General features: G+C 30.9%; 20 protein-coding genes. 6 read left to right on the top strand and 14 right to left on the bottom strand.

All coding sequences use genetic code 11. From position 1 onward, the window contains the following. Entirely contained in the window at positions 1 to 498 is a 498-nt protein-coding gene (gene tpx, locus MED152_RS01890; protein ID WP_015480155.1) for a thiol peroxidase, read from the bottom strand. A 127-nt stretch (positions 499 to 625) separates the two neighbouring features. Here tpx and MED152_RS01895 point away from each other — a divergent pair, with 127 nt between their 5' ends. After that, positions 626 to 2,014 carry an MATE family efflux transporter gene (locus MED152_RS01895; RefSeq protein ID WP_015480156.1) on the top strand — a complete coding sequence of 463 codons (1,389 nt, stop codon included), beginning with the start codon at positions 626 to 628 and terminating at the stop codon, positions 2,012 to 2,014. On the opposite strand, the gene ttcA is transcribed toward MED152_RS01895, so the two are convergent. The 9 genes from ttcA to MED152_RS01940 all read right to left on the bottom strand — a co-directional run bounded on the left by ttcA (position 2,003) and on the right by MED152_RS01940 (position 12,638). Continuing rightward, positions 2,003 to 2,800, bottom strand: coding sequence for a tRNA 2-thiocytidine(32) synthetase TtcA (gene ttcA, locus MED152_RS01900; protein WP_015480157.1), 798 nt, complete (start codon positions 2,798 to 2,800; stop codon positions 2,003 to 2,005). The genes MED152_RS01895 and ttcA overlap by 12 nt on opposite strands. Positions 2,801 to 2,847: 47 nt before the next feature. Continuing rightward, positions 2,848 to 4,026 (bottom strand): aspartate aminotransferase family protein, encoded by a 1,179-nt coding sequence (locus MED152_RS01905; RefSeq protein WP_041383301.1) that lies wholly within the window; start codon positions 4,024 to 4,026, stop codon positions 2,848 to 2,850. Position 4,027: 1 nt separating this feature from the next. Next, positions 4,028 to 5,665, bottom strand: coding sequence for an OstA-like protein (locus tag MED152_RS01910; protein ID WP_015480159.1), 1,638 nt, complete (start codon positions 5,663 to 5,665; stop codon positions 4,028 to 4,030). Between the two features lie 63 nt (positions 5,666 to 5,728). After that, positions 5,729 to 7,000 (bottom strand): adenylosuccinate synthase, encoded by a 1,272-nt coding sequence (locus MED152_RS01915; protein ID WP_015480160.1) that lies wholly within the window; start codon positions 6,998 to 7,000, stop codon positions 5,729 to 5,731. A gap of 38 nt (positions 7,001 to 7,038) precedes the next feature. Further along, the gene (locus tag MED152_RS01920) at positions 7,039 to 7,500 is read right to left on the bottom strand and encodes a Fur family transcriptional regulator (protein ID WP_015480161.1); all 462 of its coding nucleotides are present in this window, start codon (positions 7,498 to 7,500) and stop codon (positions 7,039 to 7,041) included. Between the two features lie 72 nt (positions 7,501 to 7,572). Next, positions 7,573 to 9,795 carry a bifunctional (p)ppGpp synthetase/guanosine-3',5'-bis(diphosphate) 3'-pyrophosphohydrolase gene (locus MED152_RS01925; RefSeq protein ID WP_015480162.1) on the bottom strand — a complete coding sequence of 741 codons (2,223 nt, stop codon included), beginning with the start codon at positions 9,793 to 9,795 and terminating at the stop codon, positions 7,573 to 7,575. 63 nt (positions 9,796 to 9,858) lie between these two features. Next, entirely contained in the window at positions 9,859 to 11,091 is a 1,233-nt protein-coding gene (locus MED152_RS01930; RefSeq protein WP_015480163.1) for a M48 family metallopeptidase, read from the bottom strand. Then, on the bottom strand, positions 11,091 to 11,837 hold the full coding sequence (ppgK, locus tag MED152_RS01935) for a polyphosphate--glucose phosphotransferase (protein WP_015480164.1): 747 nt from the start codon (positions 11,835 to 11,837) through the stop codon (positions 11,091 to 11,093). Before ppgK ends, MED152_RS01930 begins: the two co-directional genes overlap by 1 nt. A 6-nt stretch (positions 11,838 to 11,843) precedes the next feature. Continuing rightward, positions 11,844 to 12,638, bottom strand: coding sequence for an RNA methyltransferase (locus MED152_RS01940; protein ID WP_015480165.1), 795 nt, complete (start codon positions 12,636 to 12,638; stop codon positions 11,844 to 11,846). 89 nt (positions 12,639 to 12,727) lie between these two features. Between MED152_RS01940 and MED152_RS01945 the strand changes: the two genes are divergently transcribed. Further along, positions 12,728 to 13,180 carry a hypothetical protein gene (locus tag MED152_RS01945; RefSeq protein ID WP_015480166.1) on the top strand — a complete coding sequence of 151 codons (453 nt, stop codon included), beginning with the start codon at positions 12,728 to 12,730 and terminating at the stop codon, positions 13,178 to 13,180. A gap of 66 nt (positions 13,181 to 13,246) precedes the next feature. Here the strand turns inward: MED152_RS01945 and MED152_RS01950 are convergent, their stop codons facing one another. The 3 genes from MED152_RS01950 to MED152_RS01960 all read right to left on the bottom strand — a co-directional run bounded on the left by MED152_RS01950 (position 13,247) and on the right by MED152_RS01960 (position 18,682). Next, positions 13,247 to 14,542 carry an amidohydrolase family protein gene (locus MED152_RS01950; protein WP_015480167.1) on the bottom strand — a complete coding sequence of 432 codons (1,296 nt, stop codon included), beginning with the start codon at positions 14,540 to 14,542 and terminating at the stop codon, positions 13,247 to 13,249. Between the two features lie 6 nt (positions 14,543 to 14,548). Further along, entirely contained in the window at positions 14,549 to 17,512 is a 2,964-nt protein-coding gene (locus MED152_RS01955; RefSeq protein WP_015480168.1) for an amidohydrolase family protein, read from the bottom strand. 93 nt (positions 17,513 to 17,605) lie between these two features. Next, a complete protein-coding gene (locus MED152_RS01960; RefSeq protein WP_015480169.1) occupies positions 17,606 to 18,682 on the bottom strand; it encodes a DUF3810 domain-containing protein in 1,077 nt (358 codons plus the stop codon). Between the two features lie 138 nt (positions 18,683 to 18,820). On the opposite strand from MED152_RS01960, the gene dnaB reads away from it, so the two are divergent. The 4 genes from dnaB to bshA all read left to right on the top strand — a co-directional run bounded on the left by dnaB (position 18,821) and on the right by bshA (position 23,935). Then, positions 18,821 to 20,344 (top strand): replicative DNA helicase, encoded by a 1,524-nt coding sequence (gene dnaB, locus MED152_RS01965; protein WP_015480170.1) that lies wholly within the window; start codon positions 18,821 to 18,823, stop codon positions 20,342 to 20,344. 146 nt (positions 20,345 to 20,490) lie between these two features. Further along, positions 20,491 to 21,675, top strand: coding sequence for a hypothetical protein (locus tag MED152_RS01970; RefSeq protein WP_041383787.1), 1,185 nt, complete (start codon positions 20,491 to 20,493; stop codon positions 21,673 to 21,675). A gap of 97 nt (positions 21,676 to 21,772) precedes the next feature. Further along, a complete protein-coding gene (locus tag MED152_RS01975; protein ID WP_015480172.1) occupies positions 21,773 to 22,618 on the top strand; it encodes a transketolase in 846 nt (281 codons plus the stop codon). Positions 22,619 to 22,801: 183 nt separating this feature from the next. After that, positions 22,802 to 23,935, top strand: coding sequence for an N-acetyl-alpha-D-glucosaminyl L-malate synthase BshA (gene bshA, locus MED152_RS01980; RefSeq protein WP_015480173.1), 1,134 nt, complete (start codon positions 22,802 to 22,804; stop codon positions 23,933 to 23,935). Between the two features lie 59 nt (positions 23,936 to 23,994). Here the strand turns inward: bshA and MED152_RS01985 are convergent, their stop codons facing one another. Beyond that, positions 23,995 to 24,630, bottom strand: a complete 636-nt coding sequence (locus MED152_RS01985; RefSeq protein ID WP_015480174.1) for a DUF937 domain-containing protein — start codon at positions 24,628 to 24,630, stop codon at positions 23,995 to 23,997.

Here is a 24,630-nt window from a genome sequence, read left to right on the forward strand (position 1 = left end):
TTATAAAACCTCTAATGCAGCATCATAATTTGGTTCTGAGCCAATTTCTGGTACTTGCTCTGTGTAAACAATTTTTCCATCAGCATCTATGATTACAATAGCTCTAGAATGTAAGTTTTTAAAAGCGCTATCAGCAATCGTTACTTGATAATCTTTACCAAAAGAACCATCTTCAAAATCAGAAAGCATTTCTACATTATCAATACCTTCAGCACCACAAAAACGTGCTTGTGCAAATGGTAAATCTCTAGAAATACATAACACAACTGTATTTTCTAAATCGGATGCTTTTTTATTAAATTCTCTTACAGATTGTGCACATACTCCTGTATCAACACTTGGAAAAATATTTAATATGATATTTTTACCTGAATAATCTGCTAAAGACTTTTCTTTAAGTTCAACTGTTTTTAAATTAAAATCTAATGCTTTTTCACCAACTTTTGGTAAATCACCTACTGTATTTATAGGATTTCCTCCCAATGTTATTCCTGCCATCTTTATAAATTTTGTTTATTCAAAAGTAATTAATTTTATTGATAATGTTATTTTAAAACTGTGAAGTTCTCCTTAAATAAATGCAAATCTAATATGTATCTTCGCGATTTCAAATAGTAGGGTAGTAGTGAATTTAGCTCAATATACATCAGAATTTAAGTACAATTGGAAGTTGGCAGCACCTGTAATGTTAGGTATGTTAGGCCATACGTTTGTGGCGTTCATAGATAATATTATGGTTGGGCAGTTGGGTACTGCAGAACTGGCTGCAGTTTCTTTGGGAAATAGTTTTATGTTTATTGCAATGTCTATAGGAATTGGTTTTTCTACAGCAATTACACCTTTAATAGCTGAGGCTGATTCATCTAATAACTTACAACAGGCTAGAGCAACCTTTAAGAACGGCTTATTTTTGTGCACTGTGCTAGGAGTTTTACTTTTTTTAATGGTGTTTTTTGCAAAACCATTAATGTATTTAATGCAGCAGCCAGAAGAAGTAGTAGCCTTAGCCATTCCTTATTTAGATTTAGTTGCATTTTCTTTAATTCCGCTTATCGTTTTTCAAGCCATTAAACAATTTAGTGATGGAATGTCTATGACTAAATACCCAATGTATGCAACATTATTAGCCAATATTGTAAATGTAGTTTTGAATTATTTATTCATTTTTGGAAAGTTTGGTTTTCCAGAATTGGGAATAGTTGGTGCTGCTTATGGAACTTTAGCTTCTAGAATAATTATGGTAATTTATCTGTGGATTTTATTAAGTTACAAAGAGAGATCAAAGAGAATTATGAATAAACTTAAATTCTTTGTTTTAGATGTTTTAATGATTAAGAAAATCATCAATTTAGGTTCTTTAAGTGCCATGCAAATGTTCTTTGAAGTAGCTATTTTTACTGCAGCTATTTGGTTAAGTGGTCTTTTAGGTAAAAATCCACAAGCTGCAAATCAAATTGCGTTAAACTTATCTTCTATGACGTTTATGGTAGCTATGGGTTTAAGTGTGGCTTCTATGATAAGAGTTGGAAATCAAAAAGGATTGCAAAATTACAGAGAATTAAGAAGAATTGCCTTTTCTATCTTTTTATTGGGAATGATCTTTGCAACTATTTTTGCAATTTTATTTTTTATTTTTCACAATGTAATGCCAACCATTTATGTTGATTTGGGTGATGAATTGAATTACACAGATAATATGGAGGTAATTTCTATAGCTTCTAAATTGCTAATTGCAGCAGCATTTTTTCAAATTTCAGACAGTATTCAAGTAGTTGTTCTAGGTGCTTTACGTGGTTTACAAGATGTAAAAATACCCACAATTCTTACATTTATTTCTTATTGGTGTGTAGGATTCCCAGTTTCTTATTTTTTAGGTTCTGAAGAAATGTATGGTAGTTTTGGTATTTGGTTGGGCTTGTTAGCTGGTTTAACTACTGCATCAATCTTGTTATTTATACGATTTAATAAGCTGACTTTAAAGTTAATAGCAACAAAGACAGAATTAGTTAGTTAACGTATTTACTTGAACTTTACTTTCTAAGTTATCAAAGTCATAAAGGTTGGTGTCTAACAAATGCGAAGGAAATACGTTTTGTAAGGCATTCATCATTATTGCGTTTCTATTAGGGAACTCTTTTTCCCAATGAGCTATCATTTCCTTTACTTTTTTTCTTTGTAAATTTTCTTGAGAACCACACAAATTACACGGAATTATTGGGTAGTTTTTATAGTTCGAGAATTCTTCAATATCGCTCTCATTACAAAATGCAAGGGGTCTTAAAACGACTAAATCTCCTGCATCATTTTTAAATTTTGGAGGCATAGTTTCTAGCTTTCCTGAGAAAAACATATTAAGAAAAAAAGTTTCTAGAATATCATTTTTATGATGACCTAAAGCCAATTTATTGCAACCTAAGTCTTTGGCAGCCTCATATAAAGTTCCTCTTCTTAATCTAGAGCAAAGGCTGCAAGTGGTTTTGCCTTCAGGAGTTTTATCCATCACCACTTTGTAGGTGTTTTTTTCAATTATTTTAAAATCAACTTTTAGGTTACTTAAATAAGTTGGTAACACTTCTTCTGGAAAACCGGGTTGTTTTTGATCTAGATTTACAGCAATCAAATCAAAATTTATAGGTGCAACTTTTTGGAAATAAAGTAACAAATCTAATAGGGTATAGCTGTCTTTTCCTCCAGATAAACAAACCATAATTTTATCACCTTCTTCAATCATTGTGTATTGTTGAATGGCTTGTGCTACAGATTTCTGAAGTTTTTTAGTGTTTTGATGCTGTTGATTCATAGCTGCAAAAATAATAGAATCAATAAGATTTAAAAGCTACTTTTAATTTAAATGCACTCTTCAATTGCATCTAAAATTATTTGACATCCTTTTATCAGTTCTTCATCAGAAATGGTAAGTGGAGGAGTAATTCTCATAGCTCTGCCTTCAAATAATAAAAAGAAAAGTATTAAACCTTTATTTAAACATTTCATAATGATTTTAGCTGCTAATTCTGGAGATTCTACAATAGCAGCTAGCATTAATCCTTTGCCTCTAATTTCTAGAATAGATTCATGTTGCAATAGATTTCTAATGATGTTCTCCTTACGTAAACTTTCAGATATTAAATCATCTTTTAATATAACATCTAAAGTAGCATTTGCTGCTGCTGCAATTACTGGATGGCCAGCAAATGTAGAGATATGTCCAAGTTTAGGATTATCTTTTAAAAGACTCATTCTATCTTGAGAAGCAATGAAAGCACCTATTGGCATTCCACCACCTAAACCTTTACCAGTAATGATAATATCTGGAGTTACGTTATAATTTTCAAATCCCCAAAATTTACCAGTTCTACCAATGCCAGTTTGTATTTCATCAAGAATTAAGAGCGCACCAACTTCATTGCATTTAGCTTTAACTTCAGCTAAATAGTTATCAAATGGCTCAATAAAACCAGCACCACCTTGAATAGTTTCTAAAATAACTGCTGCAGTATTCTTTGTTATTTGCTCTAAACAAAAAGTACAATTAAAAGCAATAAATTTAATACCAGGAATTAAAGGCCTAAAAGCAGCATTTTGCCTTTCTACACCAGAAACACTCATTGCACCTTGAGTATTGCCATGATAAGAATTTTTGGCGGCAATAATTTCTGATCTTCCTGTAACTCTTTTTGCTAGTTTTAAAGCACCTTCTGTAGCTTCTGTTCCTGAATTTGTAATGTATATAGATTGTAAGGTTTTGGGCAGAGTAGAAGCTAATTTTTTACAAAGAGAAACTTGTGGTTCTTGTATAAACTCACCATAAACCATAACATGTGTATAGTTGTCTACTTGCCTTTTGATGGCTTTATTTACCAATGGATGGTTATGACCTAGACTATTGGCCGAAACTCCAGCTACAAAATCTAAATAGGCTTTTTTATCACTGTCATAAATGTAAGAACCATTTGCATGAGAAATTTCTATAGCTAATGGGTGAGGAGAGGTTTGTGCTTGATATTTGTAAAAATCTGATTTCAAATTATTGACCAAAACGAGAGAGGGAAGTTTGCTTTTTATCTTTCTTTTTATCTTTTGTTTTCTCATCAATAAATAATGAGGGTTTTTCTAAGGCTTTCTTTTTTATTGGAGCCTTATTTTCTTGACCATCTTTAATAAAAATATCATATTTAGTTTTAGGTTGCTCATCTTCTCTCCAAATAAAACCTTTAATTTTTCTACCTTCTAAATCGAGTTCAGAAGGAGGATATGTTTTTCCATCTGAACTTTTTAGATATTTAATAGACTGAATTTCGCCATTTTCTAAAGTAAATTCAATATTGCTAGAAACTTCCTTAGTTATGGTTTCCAAAACTTGCGTTTCTGCATTTCTATTAAAATAAATAGATTCAGCATTACCTTTAACCAAAAGAAATTTAAGCTTATTAGCATCAAATTTACCAAACATGTTTCTACCTTTTATCTGATTGTAATCCTCTTTAGCTAAAGAATCTTTAGAAACAATAAAAGCATTATTAAAAACCTTTAGAGAGTCTAGTTTTTCGGTTTCTAAATTAGATTGCAAATAGATACTATCTCCTGTTATTTGATTTTGATCTGACCAAATTACGGGGTTTCTATACATTTTAGTGTAGCCTGTTTCTTGGTTTGTATGAATAGAATCGCATTTACCTTGTAAATCTGATTTGAAAATTTTTACATTGTGATAGGTTCTAATCACACGTTTTTTAGGTTTTCCTGTCACCAATAAAGTATCTCCATGGATAAACATAGAATCTTTCTCTATAATTGATATTGCAACCGCTCTTTTTATGATAAATAGTGAATCTTTTTTCTCAAATAACTCAGCATAATTTCCTTTCGATATAAAATTTTGAACAGTATCTATTACTTTAATATTGTTTGTAGCAGAGGCAAATCCTTTATTTTTATCGTAATACAAACTATCACCTTCAACTGTTCTTTCTTTTAAAAATAATTTAGCATTCTTGGTAAAATAGGAAATGTCTGTTTTTGTATTGTAAAACCCTTTCTCTGAATATAACTTATTCTCATTCTGAGTATTGGTTATTGTTGATGGGCCATATAAATAGGCCAAGCCAGAGTCTGTATAATAATCTAAGTGATTAGAAGCTAAATTGTGCTCTGGATTTACCACAGTAACTCTAGTTGTTGCTGTAAACTTTTTATTCTCTAAATAGTAATTACCATTTTTACTTTTTAGCGTATTTGTTACGTCTCTAATAGTTGCATAATTTTGATAGTATAATTTTTGATTAATTCTATCAAACTGCAAAGTATCTGTGGTAAGCGTCATTGTAGGATCTTTTAAAACTACATTACCCCAAGAAAGTGCTTGTTTGGCATTAGCATCATAATCTGCATAATCACTAGTTTGTGTAATGGTATCACCTTGCTTAATTAACACATTACCAATGGCCTTAAAGAAATTCTCTTTTTTGTAGAAAAGAGCTTGCTGACAGGTTAAATTTATTCCATCATGTTTTATGCGAACATTACCTAAAAGAATAGTTGCTCCAGGTGTTTTCTCTTCATCTGCATATTGTATTTCTGCATTTTCTATAATAATTTTCTTTTTCTCTTGAGAATAAGAAATTATAGAAGTAAGACAAAGGCATAAAAAAAGTATTCTTTTCAAAAGATTTGTTTTGCGACAAAAATAATGAAAAGAATACCTCAAGTTCTTAATTTTAAGATAAAACTACCTTTTGATAGTTTGTTTTCTATCTGGACCTACAGAAACAATTTTTACAGGTACACCAGTTTCTTTCTCAATGAAAGCAACATAATCTAATAAATTTTGTGGTAGTTGATCTTCTTTAGTCATTTTGGTTAAATCATCTTCCCAACCTTTAAATTCTGAATAGTTTACAGATACGTTTTCAGGTTCTATATTGTAAGGTAAATGTGTAATTTCTTCACCTTTATAATTATAAGAAGTACATACTTTTAGTGTATCAAAACCAGAAAGTACATCACCTTTCATCATCATTAATTGTGTAACTCCATTTACATCAACAGCATACTTTAAAGCTACTAAATCTAACCAACCACATCTTCTTGGTCTTCCTGTTGTTGCACCAAATTCATGCCCAACTCTAGCCATTGTTGCTCCATCTTCATCAAACAATTCTGTAGGAAAAGGACCTGAACCAACTCTTGTAGTATACGCTTTAAAAATTCCGAATACTTCTCCAATTCTGTTTGGAGCCACACCTAAACCAGTACAAGCACCAGCTGCTGTTGTGTTTGATGATGTTACAAATGGATATGTTCCAAAATCAATGTCTAATAAAGAACCTTGAGCACCTTCTGCAAGAATGGTTTTCTTGTCTTTAATAGCTTGGTTTAAGAATTCTTCACTATCAATAAATTGTAGTGTTCTTAATTTATCTATTCCCTTACAAAACTCTGCTTCTAATTCATCTAAATTATATTCAATTTGAACATCAAAGAATTCTAGCATTTTAATATGCTTTTCAGTTAAAGCATCGTATTTTTCTTTCCAGTTGTCTAATTCTAAATCTCCAACTCTCATTCCATTTCTTCCAGTTTTGTCCATATACGTTGGTCCAATACCTTTTAATGTAGAACCAATTTTGGCTTTACCTTTAGAAGTTTCTGAGGCTGCATCTAGTAATCTATGAGTAGGTAAAATTAAATGTGCTTTTCTAGAAATTAACAGTTTAGAAGTGTAATCTATATTATGCTTATCTAAGTTTTCTAATTCTTTTTTAAAGATTACTGGGTCTATAACAACTCCATTTCCGACAACGTTTAAAGCTGTTTTATGAAAAATACCAGAAGGTATCGTATGTAACACGTGCTTATAACCATCAAAAATTAAAGTATGTCCTGCATTTGGCCCTCCTTGAAAACGTGCAATAATGTCGTAGTTTTGGGTTAATACATCAACAATTTTTCCTTTTCCTTCATCACCCCATTGTAATCCTAATAATAAATCTACTGCCATTTTTGTAATTGTGTAATTGTTAAATCTTTAAATTTAATTTATGATAAGTTGTTTGTGTCTTTCTTTTTTGTTCCGTAAAAATATAATGAGTGATTGTGTATATCAATGTCAAAAATATCTTCTATGGTTTTTTTGATGATTTGAATTCGTGGATCACAAAATTCTTTAACATCTCCAGAATCTGTAAATATTACATGATCGTGGTTTTTATCAAAATAACTCTTTTCATATCGAGCCATGGTTTGACCATCAAACTGATGTTTACGAACTAAACCACAATCTAAAAGTAAATCAATAGTATTGTAAAGTGTTGCTCTACTAACTCTGTAGTTTTTGTTTTTCATTTTAATGTAGAGAGACTCTATATCAAAATGCTCATCTGCATCGTAAATTTCTTGTAGGATTGCATAACGTTCAGGTGTTTTTCTGTGTTTATGCTCTTGTAAGTATGAGGTAAAAACTTTTTTAACTACTTCTTGATTTTCAAGAGAATTATTCATGGATTTAATTTTTACGAAAAAACAAATTTACAGTTATTTCTGAATAAAAATGTACTTTTCTAAAAATGATATTTACATTCTATTAACACGTTCCACTTTTTTAACTCCTTCTACTTTTTGAATGCGATTCATTAGCTTTTTCAATTGTGCACTATTCTTAACACTAAGTGATATTTTACCATCGAAAACACCTTCATCTCCAGAGATATTGATACTGTGAATAAATACACCCATGTTACTAGAAATAATTTTGGTTACTTCATTTACAATACCTGAAGTATCTACACCATTTATGTGTAAAACAACTTTAAAATCTTGTTTGGTTGAATCAATCCATTTGGCTTGCATAATTCTGTAAGCATAATTAGATTGTAAAGAAATTGCATTAGGACAGTTCTTTTTATGGACTTTAATACCATCATTAATAGTTAAAAAACCAAAAACCTGATCTCCAGGAATTGGATTACAACATTTTGAAAGTTTATAATCTAGTTTTTCTTCTTCCTTACCAAAAACTAAAGCATCGTATTTATGCGTAATTTCTTCAGTACCATCTGCATTTTCAGTAGGAGATGCGTTTCTTCTTAATTTAGTTTTAAAGAAGTTTAAAATGGTACTATTTCTTTGAGAAACAAAGGCTTTTAACTGTGTATTGTCTATGGCACCATTACCAATTCTGTAATATAAATCGAAACTAGTTCTTAACTTAAAGAAGTTAACTAATTCATTCGTTGTTTTCTCATTAAACGAAATTTTTAAATGTCGTAACTTACGTTTTAAAATGGCTTTACCTTCTTCAGCAATAAGTTTCTCTTCTTCTTTTAAGGCTGCTCTAATTTTAGTTTTTGCTCTTGCTGTAATTACAAAGTCTAGCCAACGTGCATTTGGTTTATTTGTAGAACTTGTAATTACCTCAATTTGATCTCCACTTCTCAAGGTATAACTTAAAGGAACCAGTTTACCATTTACTTTTGCACCTCTACATTTTAAACCTATATCTGTATGAATAGAAAAGGCAAAGTCTAGTGCAGAAGCATCTTTTGGTAAAGATTTTAAATCTCCTTTTGGTGTAAAAACGTAAATTTCCTTTGCATAAAGATTTAATTTAAAATCTTCTACAAAATCTACAGCATTTAAACTTTGATTTTCTAAAGTCTCTTTTAACCTGTTTAGCCAAACATCTAAACCACTTTCATTTTCATCACCTTGTTTATATTTAAAGTGAGCAGCATATCCTTTCTCTGCAATTTCGTTCATTCTTTCAGAGCGAATTTGAACCTCTACCCATTGAGCATCTGGACCGATTACTGTAATGTGTAATGCTTCATATCCTGTTGATTTGGGCTGAGAAATCCAATCTCTTAAACGTGCAGGATTTGGTCTAAAATTATCTGTAACTATAGAGTAAATTTTCCAAGCATCATGCTTTTCATCTTTAGAAATAGGTTTAAAAATTATTCTGATCGCATATTTATCAAAAACCTCTTCAAAAGTTACATTTTGCTTTTGCATTTTTCTACGAATAGAAAAAATAGATTTGAATCTACCCTTAATTTCATAGGTGAAGTTTTCTTTGTCTAGGCCATTTTTTAAAGTATCCTCAAAACGTCTTAAATAGTTTTGTTGCTCTTCTTTACTTTCTTTAATTTTTGCAACAATGCTATTGAAAACATCTGGCTCTGTGTATTTTAATCCTAAATCTTCTAACTCAGTTTTAATATTATACAAACCTAATCTATGAGCTAGAGGTGCATAAATATATAAGGTTTCTGAAGCAATTTTTACCTGTTTATAACCAGGCATTGCATCCATAGTTTGCATGTTGTGCAGCCTATCAGCAATTTTTATGAGGATAACTCTTACATCATCATGTAAGGTAAGAAGCATTTTTCTAAAGTTCTCTGCTTGAATAGAGGCATCTTGTTCTTTATTTAAACGAGAAATTTTGGTAAGTCCGTTTACAATTCTTGCAATTGTTTCTCCAAACAATTGCTCCATATCATCTAAGGTATAGTCTGTATCTTCAACAACATCATGCAATAAAGCTGCTGCAATAGAAGTAGCACCCAAACCAATTTCCATAGCTACTATTTTTGCTACTGCAATTGGATGAAAAATATAAGGTTCACCTGTTTTTCTTCTTTGCTTTGAGTGTGCATCTACAGCAATATCAAAAGCCTTTCTTATAAGTTCTTTATCTTCTTTTGATAAAACCTCATAAGTACCTTTTAGCAAATCTTTATATCGATTTGCAATTTCTTTATTTTCTTCTTCTATGGTTGCTGTATACTCCATAAATATTTTTAAAGCTTTAAAAACTAAGTGAATTTAGGAAAACCTATGTTAACGAGCAAACATTTAAGATTCTAAATTTTTAACTCTATTTAATAAAGTTGGATGAGAATAATGCATAAAAACATAAGCAGGATGTGGGGTTAAATTACTTAAACTGTTTTTAGATAATTTTTTAAGTGAAGATATTAATGGTGCTGCTTTAAAAGTATTTTTGGCATAATTATCTGCCTGATATTCAAATTTACGAGACATATAGTTCATGAATAAACCTGTAATTTCTGAAATAGGTGAATATAAAATTCCGAATGCTATTAAACCAATGTGAAAACTTGGAGTTGCAACACCCAATGCTTTTGATAATATTGGTGAATTCACAAAAAATGATAAAATGTAAAGCGTAAATCCTGTGAGTAGAACAGAGGTTATCAAATTAAAAATGATATGTTTTTTCTTGTAATGGCCAACTTCATGAGCTAAAACAGCAACAATTTCTTCTGTTTCTAAATCATTTATAAGTGTATCAAAAAGCGTAATTCTTCTCTGAGCACCAAAACCAGAAAAGTAAGCATTAGCCTTGGTAGAGCGTTTAGAGCCATCGATTACAAATATATTGTTTATGGTAAAACCAACCTTTTTAGCATATTTTTCTATAGCAAACTTTAATTCTCCATCTTCTAAAGGTGTCTGTTTGTTGAATAAAGGAACAATTAATTTAGCGTAAAACATGTTCATGAATAGCGAGAAAATAGCAATTAATGCCCAAGCGTAAATCCAAAAGTTAGGTCCAAAAAACTCATAAAACCATATGATGAGTGATAGAATTCCTCCTCCAAGAATAATAGACATTATCCAACCTTTTACTTTATCTAACCAAAAAGTTATTTTGGTAGATTTATTAAAACCAAATTTTTCTTCAATTACAAAAGTTTTATAAAATTGAAAGGGTATAGCTAAAACATCGGAAGCCAACATAATAATACCAAAGAAAATTAAAGCAACTAAAATTGAATTTGATGTTATATTTCTTGCAATTTCATCAACCCATTTAAAGCCTTCTAGAAAAAAGAATAATAAGGTTAAACATAGAGAAAAGGATGAGCTTACTAAAGAAAACCTAGCATTTTCCTTTTTGTAAGATTGAGATTTTGCATATTCTTCTTGATTGTAAACGTCTGCTAATTTTGCGGGTATTTTATCATTAAAGTGTTTGCTATTTATATAATCTAAAATTTGATCAATTAAAAAACTTACAACTATAATTGCAATTAAAATGTAAAATAGGGTAGTGGGTTGCATTAATCTTTAAGTCTTTTGCTTGCATACATAGCTGCACCTATAATACCTGCATTATTTTTAAATTTAGCTACTTTTATTGGAACATCTGTTTCTAAATATTCTTTAAAATTCTCGTATTTCTTACTAATTCCTCCGCCTAAAATTATTAAGCTTGGTGAAAATACTACTCTAGTATATTCTAATAACTCATCAAAACGAAGTGCCCATTCTTTTAAGGTTAGTTCTTCTTTTTTCCTGATAGAGTCTGCTGCATAAAACTCAATAATTTCTCCATTCGAATGCAAAAGTTTACCCAATTCTAAGTTAGGAATTAACTTCTTGTTAAAGAACAAGCCAGAGCCAATTCCTGTGCCTATAGTAATAACAATTGTAACTCCCTTTTCATTCTTACCAGCGCCTAAATTTACTTCTGCAACACCTGCTAAATCTGCGTCATTGCTAATAAAGAAAGGTAATTTCGTTTCTTTTTTAAATAGTTTATCTACCTTAACATTTAACCAGTCTTTGCTTAAATTACCTGTATGAATGCATTTTCCTTTTACTATAGTAGTTGGGAAACTACAGCCAACAGCTTTGGTCCAATTAAAGTGATCTGTCATTTCTTTAATTACCTTTGCAACAGCCACAGGAGTTGCAGGTTTTGGAGTAGGAATTCTGTGTCTTTCTGTAAGTAGTTCACCTGTTTTTGTATTTACAATAGCAGCCTTAATACCTGAACCACCAACATCTATTCCTAATATCTTCATAATATATTATTTAAATTCTCTTTGTCTTTTAGCCTCAAAAATAACAATTGCAGCAGCAACAGAAACATTCATAGAATCTATTTTACCTTGCATTGGTATATTAATGTTTTGTGTAGCTTTATCTCTCCAAATCTCAGATAAACCAGTAGCTTCTGTACCCACAACTATTGCAGAAGGTTTTTTATAATCTTCTAAATGATATTTATTAGAGTTTTGCAATGTTGCTGCATAGATAGAAATCTTATTTTCTTTTAGAAAGGTAATAATTTCTTCTGATGTACCAACAGCAATCTGGTTGGTAAACACACAACCCACACTAGATCTTATAATATTTGAATTATATAAATCAGATTTTGGATTTGCAATAATTACAGCATCTACATTAGCAGCATCTGCAGTTCTTAATAAAGCACCAACATTTCCAGGTTTTTCTAAACTTTCAGCAATTAAAATTAAAGGATTTTTATTTGAAAAGCTAATTTCTCCAAGCGAAAAGCTTTTTGCGTTAGCTACAGCAATAATGCCTTCTGTAGAATTTCTATATGCTAATTTCTCGTAAACTTCTTTCGATATTTCAATCACTTCAGTGCTGCTATCAATTAAAGTATCAACAGCTGTTTTTTGTATTAAATCAATACAAAACAATACCGTTCTAAAAGTATAATTGGCTTTTAGTGCTAAGTTAATTTCACGTAAACCTTCAATAATAAATAAACCTAGCTTTTTTCTTTCTCTAGATTTTTCTTGAAGTTTTAACAGTCCTTTTATGTAAGTGTTTTGTGAACTTGTAATCTGTTTCATTAAGGCAAATATACCTAATTGTAAGTATTGTTTTCAACTATTAAATTTTCAATATTACAATACGAAATAAAAATTTAAATTATGAAAAAATGAAATTTATTGCATTGCTGTTTATTGGATTGATAACAATGACGTCTTTTACAACTTCTAATAAGATCAACTCTGTTGTAAAACTTGAATTACCAGAAGGAAACGTAGATCAAAATGGTTGGGGTTCTTGGAAAACTACAGATTGTTTTAGAGGATTAGATTTTAGAGTGAAACGTAAGAAAAGTAGCTACTCAACAAAAACGGAATGGCTTGTTCAGTTTAGAAATAGGTACAATAATAAAATTTATTTCAATTTTGAAATTGTTCCTTATTCTCAAAGAAGTGCTATTAGAAAATCTCAAAGAACAACCAACAGAACAGATTTAAATGCGAATACCACAGAACGAAATTCTCATTATAGATATTTAGAAGAATCAAATACGGTTTATGTTCATGTAAACCGAGTAAGATTTAATAAAGATGGTTCTCAACCTTACAGTAATTGTGATTAGTAATTGTAATTTGATTAATTGAAAAAGGCTCGCAATTTGCGAGCCTTTTTTTTGAAATTAGATTATTTATTCTGATTTGTATTTGTTAGAATAACGTTTCCATAATTCAGTTTGATGTGTTTCTAAACTAATATCTCTTCCTTGAATAAAGGCTTTAGATAAAATGTTAGTTCTCATATCTAAAGCATCGCCTTCAGAAATAAATAGGGTAGCATCTTTACCAACTTCTAATGTACCAACCATATCAGAAATTCCTAATATTTTGGCACTGTTAGAGGTTATCATTTTTAATGCATCTTCTTTATTTAAACCATGAGCAGCAAATGTACCCGCATAAAAAGGTAAATTTCTAGTATTCATTCTTTCCATTTGCCCTTCCATACCAACAGCTACAGTAATTCCTTTATCCATTAAAGTTTTTGCAATAGTATAGGTATAATCGTAAGCATCATCTTCAGAGTTTGGATTTCTATGAGGTCTTTCTAAAACAACGCCAATATTATTTTGCACTAAAAGATCCGTAACACTTTCTGCGCCTTCAGCATGTACTAAAGCTATACTTTTAACTCCAGCATTTTTAGCAATAGTAATTGCGTCTGTAATTTCTTTCTGACCATTTACATGAATAAATAATCTTTGAGAACCATCAAACAAGCCTTTCATTGCTTCAAAAGGTAAGTTGATTGTTGGTTTTTGTCCAGCTAAATAATTTTTAGCATTGGCAAAATACATTGCAATATCATCTGTGTTTTTACCATATCTTGTATCTGGTTTTAAAGCAGGATCTTCTCCTAACCACCATCTACCTCTTGTAAAGCTACTTGGCCAATTCATATGGATAGCATCATCTACCTTGATAGCTGCATCTTCCCAATTCCAAGCATCTAATTGCACTATTGATGACGTACCAGAAATTGAACCACCTCTTGGTGTAATTTGAGCCATTAAAACTCCATTTGGTCTCATAGATTCTACAACTTTACTCTCAGCATTGTAAGCAATTAAACTTCTAATATGAGGATTGTTTATACCAATTTCATCTACATCTACACTGGCTTTTACTGCATCAATTTCTGCTAAACCTAAAGATGCATTTGCAGCGATAAAGCCTGGATAAATATGCTTTCCTTTTGCGTTTATAACAGTTCCCATTCTTGCAATTCTCATCATTGCAGAACCTACAAAAGTAATTTTACCTTCATTAAACATAATTAATGAGTTTTCAATTACTTCTCCATTTCCTAAATGGGCAGTTGCACCTTCAATTGAAATGGCAGTGCTCTGTTTGTCTGCAGGTGTTTGTTGTGCTATCATATTTCCTATGCAGAAAAATACTAATAGACTATATATTATTTTTTTCATCTGTTCTTAGTTTTTAAGTTCTTCTAAAGTATCACAGTGAAAGTTGATATCTCCTCTTTTCATTGGTACTTTTGTTTTACCACCATTCATCTTTTCGTTCAACATCATATTGATAAGTTTACTTTTTTCTTCTTTAATTGCTAAACGCTTTTTAGCGTCTTCGGCTCTATCAAAAAATACTTTACCATCAATAATTGTTTTTTCTACTTTAGCATAAATAGACATTGGGTGATTGCTCCATAACACAACATCTGCATCTTTACCTTCTTTAATACTACCCACTTTGTGATCGATATGTAAAAGTTTAGCAGGATTAATAGTTACAGTTTTCCAAGCTTCTAATTCAGACATTCCACCATATTTTACTGTTTTAGCAGCTTCTTGGTTTAAACGTCTAGACATTTCTCTATCATCTGAATTAATAGCGACAGTAACACCAGCATTATGCATTATTGCAGCATTGTAAGGTATTGCATCATTAACTTCGTACTTGTAAGCCCACCAGTCAGAAAAGGTAGAACCTCCAACACCATGTTCAGCCATTTTATCAGCAACTTTATAACCTTCTAAAATATGTGTAAATGTATTGATGTTAAAATCGAACTTATCTGCAACTTTCATTAACATATTAATCTCAGATTGCACATAAGAGTGACAAGAAATAAAACGTTCTTTATTTAAGATTTCAGCCAATGTTTCCATTTCTAAATCCTTTCTATAAGGTTGACCACTTTTCTTTAAAGCATCGTATTCCTTTGCTCTAGTAAAATAATCTGTAATCATTTGTTCTACACCCATTCTAGTTTGTGGAAAACGAGTTCCATTGCTACTTCTAGATTGTTTTACATTTTCACCTAAAGCAAATTTGATGAATTTTGGAGTGTCTTCATAAATCATGTTTTCTGCATTTTCTCCCCATTTTAGTTTGATAATCGCTGAACGACCTCCAATAGGATTTGCAGAACCATGTAATATTTGTGCAGTTGTTGTACCTCCAGAAATATTTCTGTAAATATTAATATCTGTAGGATCTACTACATCTTCAATAGTAACTTCTGCTGATGAGTTTTGAGCTCCTTCATTAATAGATGATGCAGCAATATGTGAGTGTTCATCTACAATACCCGCAGTTAAATGTTTACCTGTACCATCTATTTCAAAAGCTCTCCTTGCTTTTAATCCTTGTCCAATTTCAGCAATTTTACCATCTTTTAGTAAAACATCTGTATTTTCTAGGATTCCTGCATCTTCACTTGTCCAAACTGTTACGTTTTTAATTAAAATTGTTTGTTGTTCAGGTTGAACATAATTACCAAAACCAATGTTAGGATAACTTACAGGCATAACCATAGGAGCACTATTATCTGTCTCGTTTTTCTTTTTAGGACCACCTTTTGAATTAGCTACTTTTTTACTCGCGGACCAAGTTGTTTCATTTCCTTGGGTATCAAAAGCAGTTCCTTGCATTACATTAGAATTGTTGATGACTTTACCAAGCATTCTAGTGTAACCTGAATCTTCATTTAATGTAATAGAAACCCAATCATCTTTAAAAGAAAATTTAGATTTAATCTTTTTATCTCCTTGCTTAATTGAACCCTTTTGTTTTGCTCCAGAACCTGTAATAGATAACTGATAATTTTGATTATTTACAGACAACATATAATCGCCAGTAATATCTTTTACATTCATATCAGTAATTACATTTTTGGCTCCTTGTACCCAATTTTCAAAAATTTTGGTACTTGAATCAAAAACATTACCAGAAGTAATTATAAAATTTGCATAACTACCTGTTTTTAAATTACCAATAGAAGAATTTCCTAAAATAGTTGCAGGTACTGTAGTTAATGCAGCTAGTGCTTTAGTTTCATCAAAACCATATTTAATGGCCTTCTGTAAGTTTTTATGGAATGATTTAACTGATTTTAATTCATGCGTAGTTAAAGCAAAATTTACTCCATTTTTAGAAAGTACACTTAAATTCGATGGCTCTTGATTCCATTTACGCATATCTCTTAAAGAAATTTGTTGCGCTAAAAGTGGATTAGAAACATCGTAAGCACTGCTAAAATTAATAGGAATAATAAAATTGGCATTGGTTGCTTTAATATCAGCAACTCTTTCATATTCATCTCCAGAACCAACAATGGTAAATTGAACTCCAATTTCATCGCCAACTTTATCAGCTCTTAAAGCATCTAAATGATTTCCCGTTTCAAAAATTTGAGTTAAACCTTTATTAGCGTTTAAAGCCTCTAAAGCCATGTCTTTATTCTTCATATTACCTTTAGCATACCAATCTGCATCTAAATAAGTTTGACGTAATAAAGCCATTGCACCCATTCTTGAACTTGGATAAGCTTGTCTTGATTGCACACTTTTTTGAAATGAAAAGTACTGTCCAGATTTTGTATCTAGAATTCTGTAAGCATCTGATGCATTCGGATTTAGAGCAATTAATAAACCATTTCCTCTAATAATACCATCTTGCATGTGCGTATTTACAACTCCAAACCCAGCATTAATTAATTCTTTAGCTTTTTTAGAATCGAATTTAAAATCAGAAATAGGGTTGGTGTCTGGTCTAATGTGATCATTCCAATAATATCCTTCCCTAGAAGCATCATATTGTGTACCTCTAGTTCTGCTTGTAGCTCTTTTAGGTTTACTAATACCAAAACCTGAATAGGCGTCTATAAATGACGGGTATATTGTTTTACCTTCTAAATCTGTTGTTATTGTTCCTTCAGGAATCTTAACAGATTTACCAACAGCATCTACTTTGCCATCTTTAATAAGCAATGTTGCATTTTTTAAAACCTCTGTTGGTGTAACATAAATAGTTGCATTTGTAAAAGCAAATGCCGTGTTTTTGGTTGTTTTTACTCCAGAATCTGTAGGAAAATATTCCTGTGCATGAGATACATGCAGCGTAAAGAAAAAGAGTAATAAGATTAGTTTTCTCATTTAGTTTGAATTAATTTGAATTAAGTTTCTAAATTAGAGATTACCTAGTTGATTAAAGGCTAAACCAACTAATTTAACATAATTTTAAGAGATTTAAATCTGCTTAGAATCCTCTAGATAAGAGATAAGTAGGTCTACAACATAATTGTAAGAATCTGTTCCTTTAGCTTGTTTGTTGGCTTTCAAATAAGCATTGTATCCTTTTTTTAACAAGGGCTCAAAAGGATTTTTATATTGTTGCCAAAATCCATAGCTGGCGTTAAAATCTTTAATCACTCCTTTATTAACAGTTCTCCAAAGTTGTGCAGAAAGTTCAGGATTTCTTTTTCTTATTTCAGAAATGCTGTAGCCAAATGCCATTCTATAACTGGCGTATTTAAAATAAATATCGTCATTATAATTAGCCGCTAAAAAACCTACAAAATTTGCTTCATTTTCGGCAGCAAAACCTATTTGATGTGCAATTTCATGACAGGCTGTTGTTGGAAAACTTGTTTTTGAAATTCTATCATTTACTTGCGCTTCTCCTGTTAACGGATTTAAGTAACCAGATGTTCCATTGTAACTTTGTAGAGTACTCATTAATGAACTTTTAATAGAAGGCACCTTATATTTTAATTGAGGAAAATCGTTCTCTAAGTTTTTATAGCCTTTTAAAGAAATTTTATACAAATCTTCTGTGCTATAAGGGCTTTTAACTTGTATGGTATCATTCTTTGTGATTTTTAAATGATAGTTATTAAGCTGAGAAATAATGTATTCTGTACTTTTTTGTAATTGTTCTGTAGTGTATTTTTTTTGTTGATAACCCAAGTTTTTTGCCAAAGGTTCTCTGTAATAATTTAAGCCCCAGAACAAGTAAAAACAGAAATATAGTATTGATAAAAAAGCAACAAAATTTGTAGTTTTAATTAGAAAATTTTTAAATTTCGTCTTAATTAGTAAATATAAAGAACGCAAAAAAAGAAGAACGAAAATAGCCAGAAAAACGTCCCCAACTGAATAAGGTATCCATCCAAATAATCTTCTAAGTAAAATGGAGATGTAAGGATACATTCCATTAGAATAATATTTTTCAATTACTGCAGGATTATTTTCTGCCAAATGCATTAAAAGCATCTGTACAGGCAATAATAAAGCAAGAAAAATATAATTTTTATTCCATTTCATGAAGGTAAAAATAGCAATTCAATTTTAAAGGCTACTGGTTATTAACAAGATAATAACAATTTTGTTTACAATAAATGTTCACAAATTAATGTTAAGAAAGATAAAGGCTAATCAACCTAAAAAAGTACATTTGTGTCAATGGAAAAAACGAATACGATAGCAGGAAAAAAGATTGATAAATCCAGAATTATTAGTCTTGAAAAAGGTAAAATTCCACCACAGGCAGTAGAGTTAGAAGAAGCTGTGCTAGGTGCAATGATGATTGATAAAAAGGGAATAGATGATGTAATTGACATTTTACATTCAGACGCTTTTTACGATGCGAAACATCAAGAAATTTATGCTGCTATTTATGAATTGTTTCAAAATTCACAACCTATAGATATTTTAACAGTTTCTAACTTGTTGAAAAAGAATGGAAAATTAGAAATGGTTGGTGGCGATTTTTTCTTGATTCGTTTAACGCAAAAAGTAGCATCATCTGCACACATAGAATTTCATGCTAGAATCATTCTTCAGAAATATATCCAGCGTAAATTAATATCAATATCATCAGAAATAATAGAAAGTTCTTATGATGAATCTACAGATGTTTTTGATTTATTAGATGAAGCAGAAGGGAAATTGTTTGAAGTTACTCAAGGAAACCTTAAAAAGAGTTCAGAAGATGCAGGTTCACTTGTAAAACAGGCCTTAAAAAAGATTCAAGAAATTGGTAATCAAGAAGGAATGTCTGGTTTAGCTACTGGTTTTACAAAGCTAGATGCTTTAACTTCTGGTTGGCAACCCTCAGATTTAATTATTATTGCTGCTAGACCAGGTATGGGTAAAACAGCATTTGTAATTTCTATGGCAAAAAATATGGCCATTGATTTTAATCATGCAGTTGCTGTATTTTCATTAGAGATGTCATCTGTTCAGTTAATAACAAGGATGATTTCTTCAGAAACAGGATTAACATCAGAAAAATTAAGAAAAGGAAATTTAGAGCCTCATGAATGGGAGCAGTTAAATGTTAAAGTAAAACGTTTGTCTGATGCTCCAATTTTTATAGATGATACACCATCATTATCAATTTTTGATTTACGTGCAAAGGCAAGACGTTTAGTTTCTCAACATAATGTCAGAATTATTGTAATTGATTATTTACAATTAATGACAGCAGGAGGAAATGGAAAAGGTGGTGGAAATCGTGAACAAGAAATCTCTACAATTTCTAGAAACTTAAAAGCCTTAGCAAAAGAATTATCTGTACCAGTAATTGCACTTTCGCAATTGTCTAGGGCAGTAGAAACACGTGGAGGATCTAAAAGACCTTTACTTTCAGATTTACGTGAATCTGGAGCCATTGAGCAAGATGCAGATATTGTGAGTTTTATTTTTAGACCAGAATATTATGGAATGACAGAATGGGATGATGATGAACATACACCTTGTGAAGGTCAAGGAGAATTTATTGTTGCCAAACATAGAAATGGTGGTTTAGATAATATTCGTTTAAAGTTTACAGGACACTTAGCTAAATTCTCAGATTTAGAAGAAGGCTTTAGTTCTGAGTTCCAGTCTTCAATGAATGCAGATTTTCCAGATGAATTTTCTGTAAATCAAAGAATAGAACCAAAAGATGCTTTTGGTAGTGATGATGATGACGTACCTTTTTAAAACTTAAAAATTTTATAAAATATTCTAAATACACAATTGCTTTCTAGTAATTGTGTATTTTAGTTTTTAATATGAAAAAAGCTATATTAATTGTCAGTTTTTTAATTCTCTCTAATTCTATTTGGGCTTCATTTATCTATGTTCCTATGGATGATGATAACCAAAAGAATCATTTAAAAGCTTATGGAATTGTATATTTTGGTTTAGAAGCTGGATTAAAATCTAAATGGTTATTAAATTATGATGGAGGAGCATTTTTAATTGAAAACAATAAAGCTATTGAAAATGAGTGCAAAATTCGGGGAGTATCTTACGAAATTATCTCTGATGCAAAAGCACAATTAATTCTTCAAGAAATTGCATCACCCTCTTCGAACCAAGATGCTGTAACTTTAGAAAAAGCCCCTAAAATTGCGGTGTATTCGCCCAAAGATAAAATGCCTTGGGATGATGCAGTAACTATGGTATTAACTTATGCAGAAATACCTTTTGATGTTATTTATGATAAGGAAGTTTTAGAAGATAAATTATTAATTTACGAATGGTTGCATTTACATCATGAGGATTTTACAGGTCAATATGGTAAGTTTTATGGTTCTTTTAGAACTGCACCTTGGTATATAGAAGGAAAACAAAATGCAGAAAAACTTGCAAAAGAATTAGGTTTCAATAAAGTTTCTGCAGAAAAATTGGCAGTTGCAAAAAAGATTAGAGATTATGTAGTTGGTGGTGGTTTTATGTTTGCAATGTGTTCTGCAACAGATAGTTTTGATATTGCTTTATCTGCGGAAGGTGTAGATATAGCAGAAGCCATGTTTGACGGAGATGCATCAACCTTAAACTATCAATCTAAAATAAACTTTAATAAAACGTTTGCTTTTACCAATTTTCAGCTAGAAAGAAGTCCAACTAAATATGAGTTTTCTTCTATAGATATGACTCGTAAACGAAGAATACCAAAAACTTCCGATTATTTTTCCTTAATAGAATTCTCAGCAAAATGGGATCCTGTACCAACAATGTTAACTCAAAATCATACAACTTTAGTGAAAGGTTTTATGGGGCAAACTACATCTTTTGATCGAAATACAGTAAAATCGAATGTGTTGGTTTTGGGTGAAAATAAAACAAATAGAGAAGCTAGGTATATTCATGGTACTAAGGGTAAAGGAATGTTTACTTTTTATGGAGGTCATGATCCTGAGGACTATACCCACAGAGTAGGAGACCCAAAAACTGAGTTAGATTTACACCCAACATCTCCTGGTTATCGATTAATTTTAAATAATGTGTTGTTTCCTGCAGCTAAAAAGAAGAAGCAAAAAACATAAAATGCTGTCTGTTAATAAAACATCAATAAATAAATTATAATTTCTTTAGAAAGTAAATCTCTTTTGTATTTTTGCCATATAAAATTATTTTAGAAAAATGCCAACAATACAAGAATTACAAGATTTTACGCAACAAGTTCGTAGAGATATTTTAAGAATGGTACACAAAGTAAACTCTGGGCATCCAGGAGGTTCTTTAGGCTGTGCTGAGTTTTTTACTTGTTTGTATCAAGAAGTAATGGATTACTCTACAGACTTTACTATGGATGGTAAAAATGAAGATTTATTTTTCCTTTCAAATGGTCATATTTCTCCAGTTTATTACAGTGTTTTGGCTCACAGTGGTTTTTTTCCAGTAGATGAATTAAACACATTTAGATTAATAGATTCACGTTTACAAGGGCATCCTACAACTCATGAAGGCCTAGAAGGTATTAGAATTGCTTCTGGTTCTTTAGGTCAAGGACTATCTGTTGCAATTGGTGCAGCAGAAGCTAAAAAGTTAAACAATGATGATAAATTAATTTACTCTTTACATGGTGATGGAGAATTGCAAGAAGGTCAAAACTGGGAAGCAATTATGTATGCATCAGCTAAAAAAGTAGATAATTTAATTGCTACAATCGATTTGAATGGAAAGCAAATTGATGGTGCTACAGATGATGTTTTACCAATGGGAAGCATCAAAGCAAAATTTGAAGCTTTTGGTTGGGATGTGATAGAAGTTAAAGAAGGTAATGACATTGAAGCAATTTTAGCAGGATTAGCTGAAGCAAAATCATTAACGGGTAAAGGAAAACCAATTTGTATTCTTTTAGAAACAATGATGGGTAATGGAGTTGATTTTATGATGCACACTCATGCATGGCATGGTAAAGCACCAAATGATGAGCAATTAGAAAGTGCTTTGAATCAAAATCCTGTTACTTTAGGAGATTATTAAAAAAAAATAATAAATATTTTAAAAGAGTTGCACAGAATCAAGTGCAACTTTTTTTGTTTTTAGAGATTGCGATCATCATATTTTATGATTTTATTTAACACCTAAATGTAATAGAACTTTTATCTTTACAACTATAATGATAAAATCAATTAGATTTAAATTCATTTAACTTATAACTAACTTATGAAAATTGGTATTGTTTGTTATCCTACCTTTGGTGGTAGTGGAGTAGTAGCAACAGAATTAGGTATGGCTTTGGCAGATAAAGGGCATGAAGTTCATTTTATTACTTATAATCAGCCAGTTCGTTTAGACTTTATATCTCATAAATTACATTTTCACCAAGTTTTAATAGAAGAATATCCTCTATTTCAATACCAACCTTACGAATTAGCATTGTCTAGTAAAATGGTTGAGGTTGTTAAAAAATATAACTTAGAAGTTTTGCATGTACATTATGCTATACCTCATGCATATGCAGCATTTATGGCAAAACAAATGTTATTAGAAAAAGGCATTCACATAAGAGTTGTAACTACTTTGCATGGTACAGATATTACGTTGGTTGGTAGTCATCCTACCTATAAAACAGCAGTTGAATTTAGTATTAACAATTCTGATGTTGTAACTGCAGTATCTAATAATTTAAAAGACACTACGAATCAACTTTTTAATATTCATAAAAATATTGAGGTTGTTTACAATTTTATTGATGTAGATAAATATAGTAAAGCAGGTGAGGAGGAATGTAAACGGATTGCTTTGGCGAAACCAAATGAACGAATTCTAACCCACATTAGTAATTTTAGGCCTGTTAAAAGAGTGGAAGATGTTATTAGGGTGTTTTATGAAGTTCAGAAAGAAATTCCTTCTAAATTATTAATGATAGGTGAAGGTCCAGAGAGAATAAAAGCAGAAATTTTAACGAAAGAATTGGGCTTAAAAAAGAAAGTTTTCTTTTTAGGAAACAGTACTGAAATAGATCAAATTTTGTGTTATTCAGACATTTTTTTACTGCCCTCTAAAACTGAAAGTTTTGGTTTAGCTGCTTTAGAAGCGATGGCTGCAAAAACTCCTGTTATTTCTACAAATACAGGTGGTTTACCAGAAGTTAATATACATGGAGAGACTGGTTATTTAAGTAATTTAGGTGATGTTAATGATATGGCTAAAAATGCGATATCTATTTTAAAAGATGATGAAACCTTAGAGCAATTTAAGCGAAATGCAAAAGAACACACTAAAAAGTTTTCATTAGAAAACATATTACCAGTCTACGAAGAAATTTATAAATCTTGTTATAAGAGTAAGGTTTAAACATAAAAAAAAGCTCGAATGTTAAATTTCGAGCTTTTTTTATTCTTTGTAAAATCTGTTTATTTACCAAACATTCCACCTAGCATTCCTCCTAAACCAGATTTCTTACTATCTCCTCCTAAAAACATTCCTGCAACATCATCTACCACACTTCCATCTCCATCAGCATCTAGTACTTTCTCTAAAAAGCTCTGGTTATTATCAGCAGAACTTCCTCCAAGTAAACCACCAAGTAAACCAGTTAAATCACCTGCAGAACTTGCGTTATTGGCGTTTTTTTGTTTCCCTAAATAACCCATTAATATAGGTGCAGCAATTTTTAAAATTTCGCTAACAGAACTAGCATCCAAACCAGCTTTCTGACTTATAACTTGTTCTACACCTTGTTGTTTAGCTCCTAAAATATGACCTAAAATTCCAGCACCATCTTTCTTTACGCTTCTATCAACTCCACCACCAAATAGGCCACCTAAATTATCTAAGATACTTCCATCATGTTTGCTAGATAAGGCACCCATTAAACCTTCTGCTCCTTCTGGAGTAGAGGCATTTCTTTCCATAGCCTTCATTAAAACTGGCATTGCCATAGTTAATACTGAGCTAGTTTTACTAGTATCTGTTCCTGTAGAACCTGCAACCCCACTTACAATTGATTTTCCTAAATCACTATTTAATAAATCTAATATTCCTGACAT

The organism is Polaribacter sp. MED152, from assembly GCF_000152945.2.
GTDB lineage: Bacteria > Bacteroidota > Bacteroidia > Flavobacteriales > Flavobacteriaceae > Polaribacter.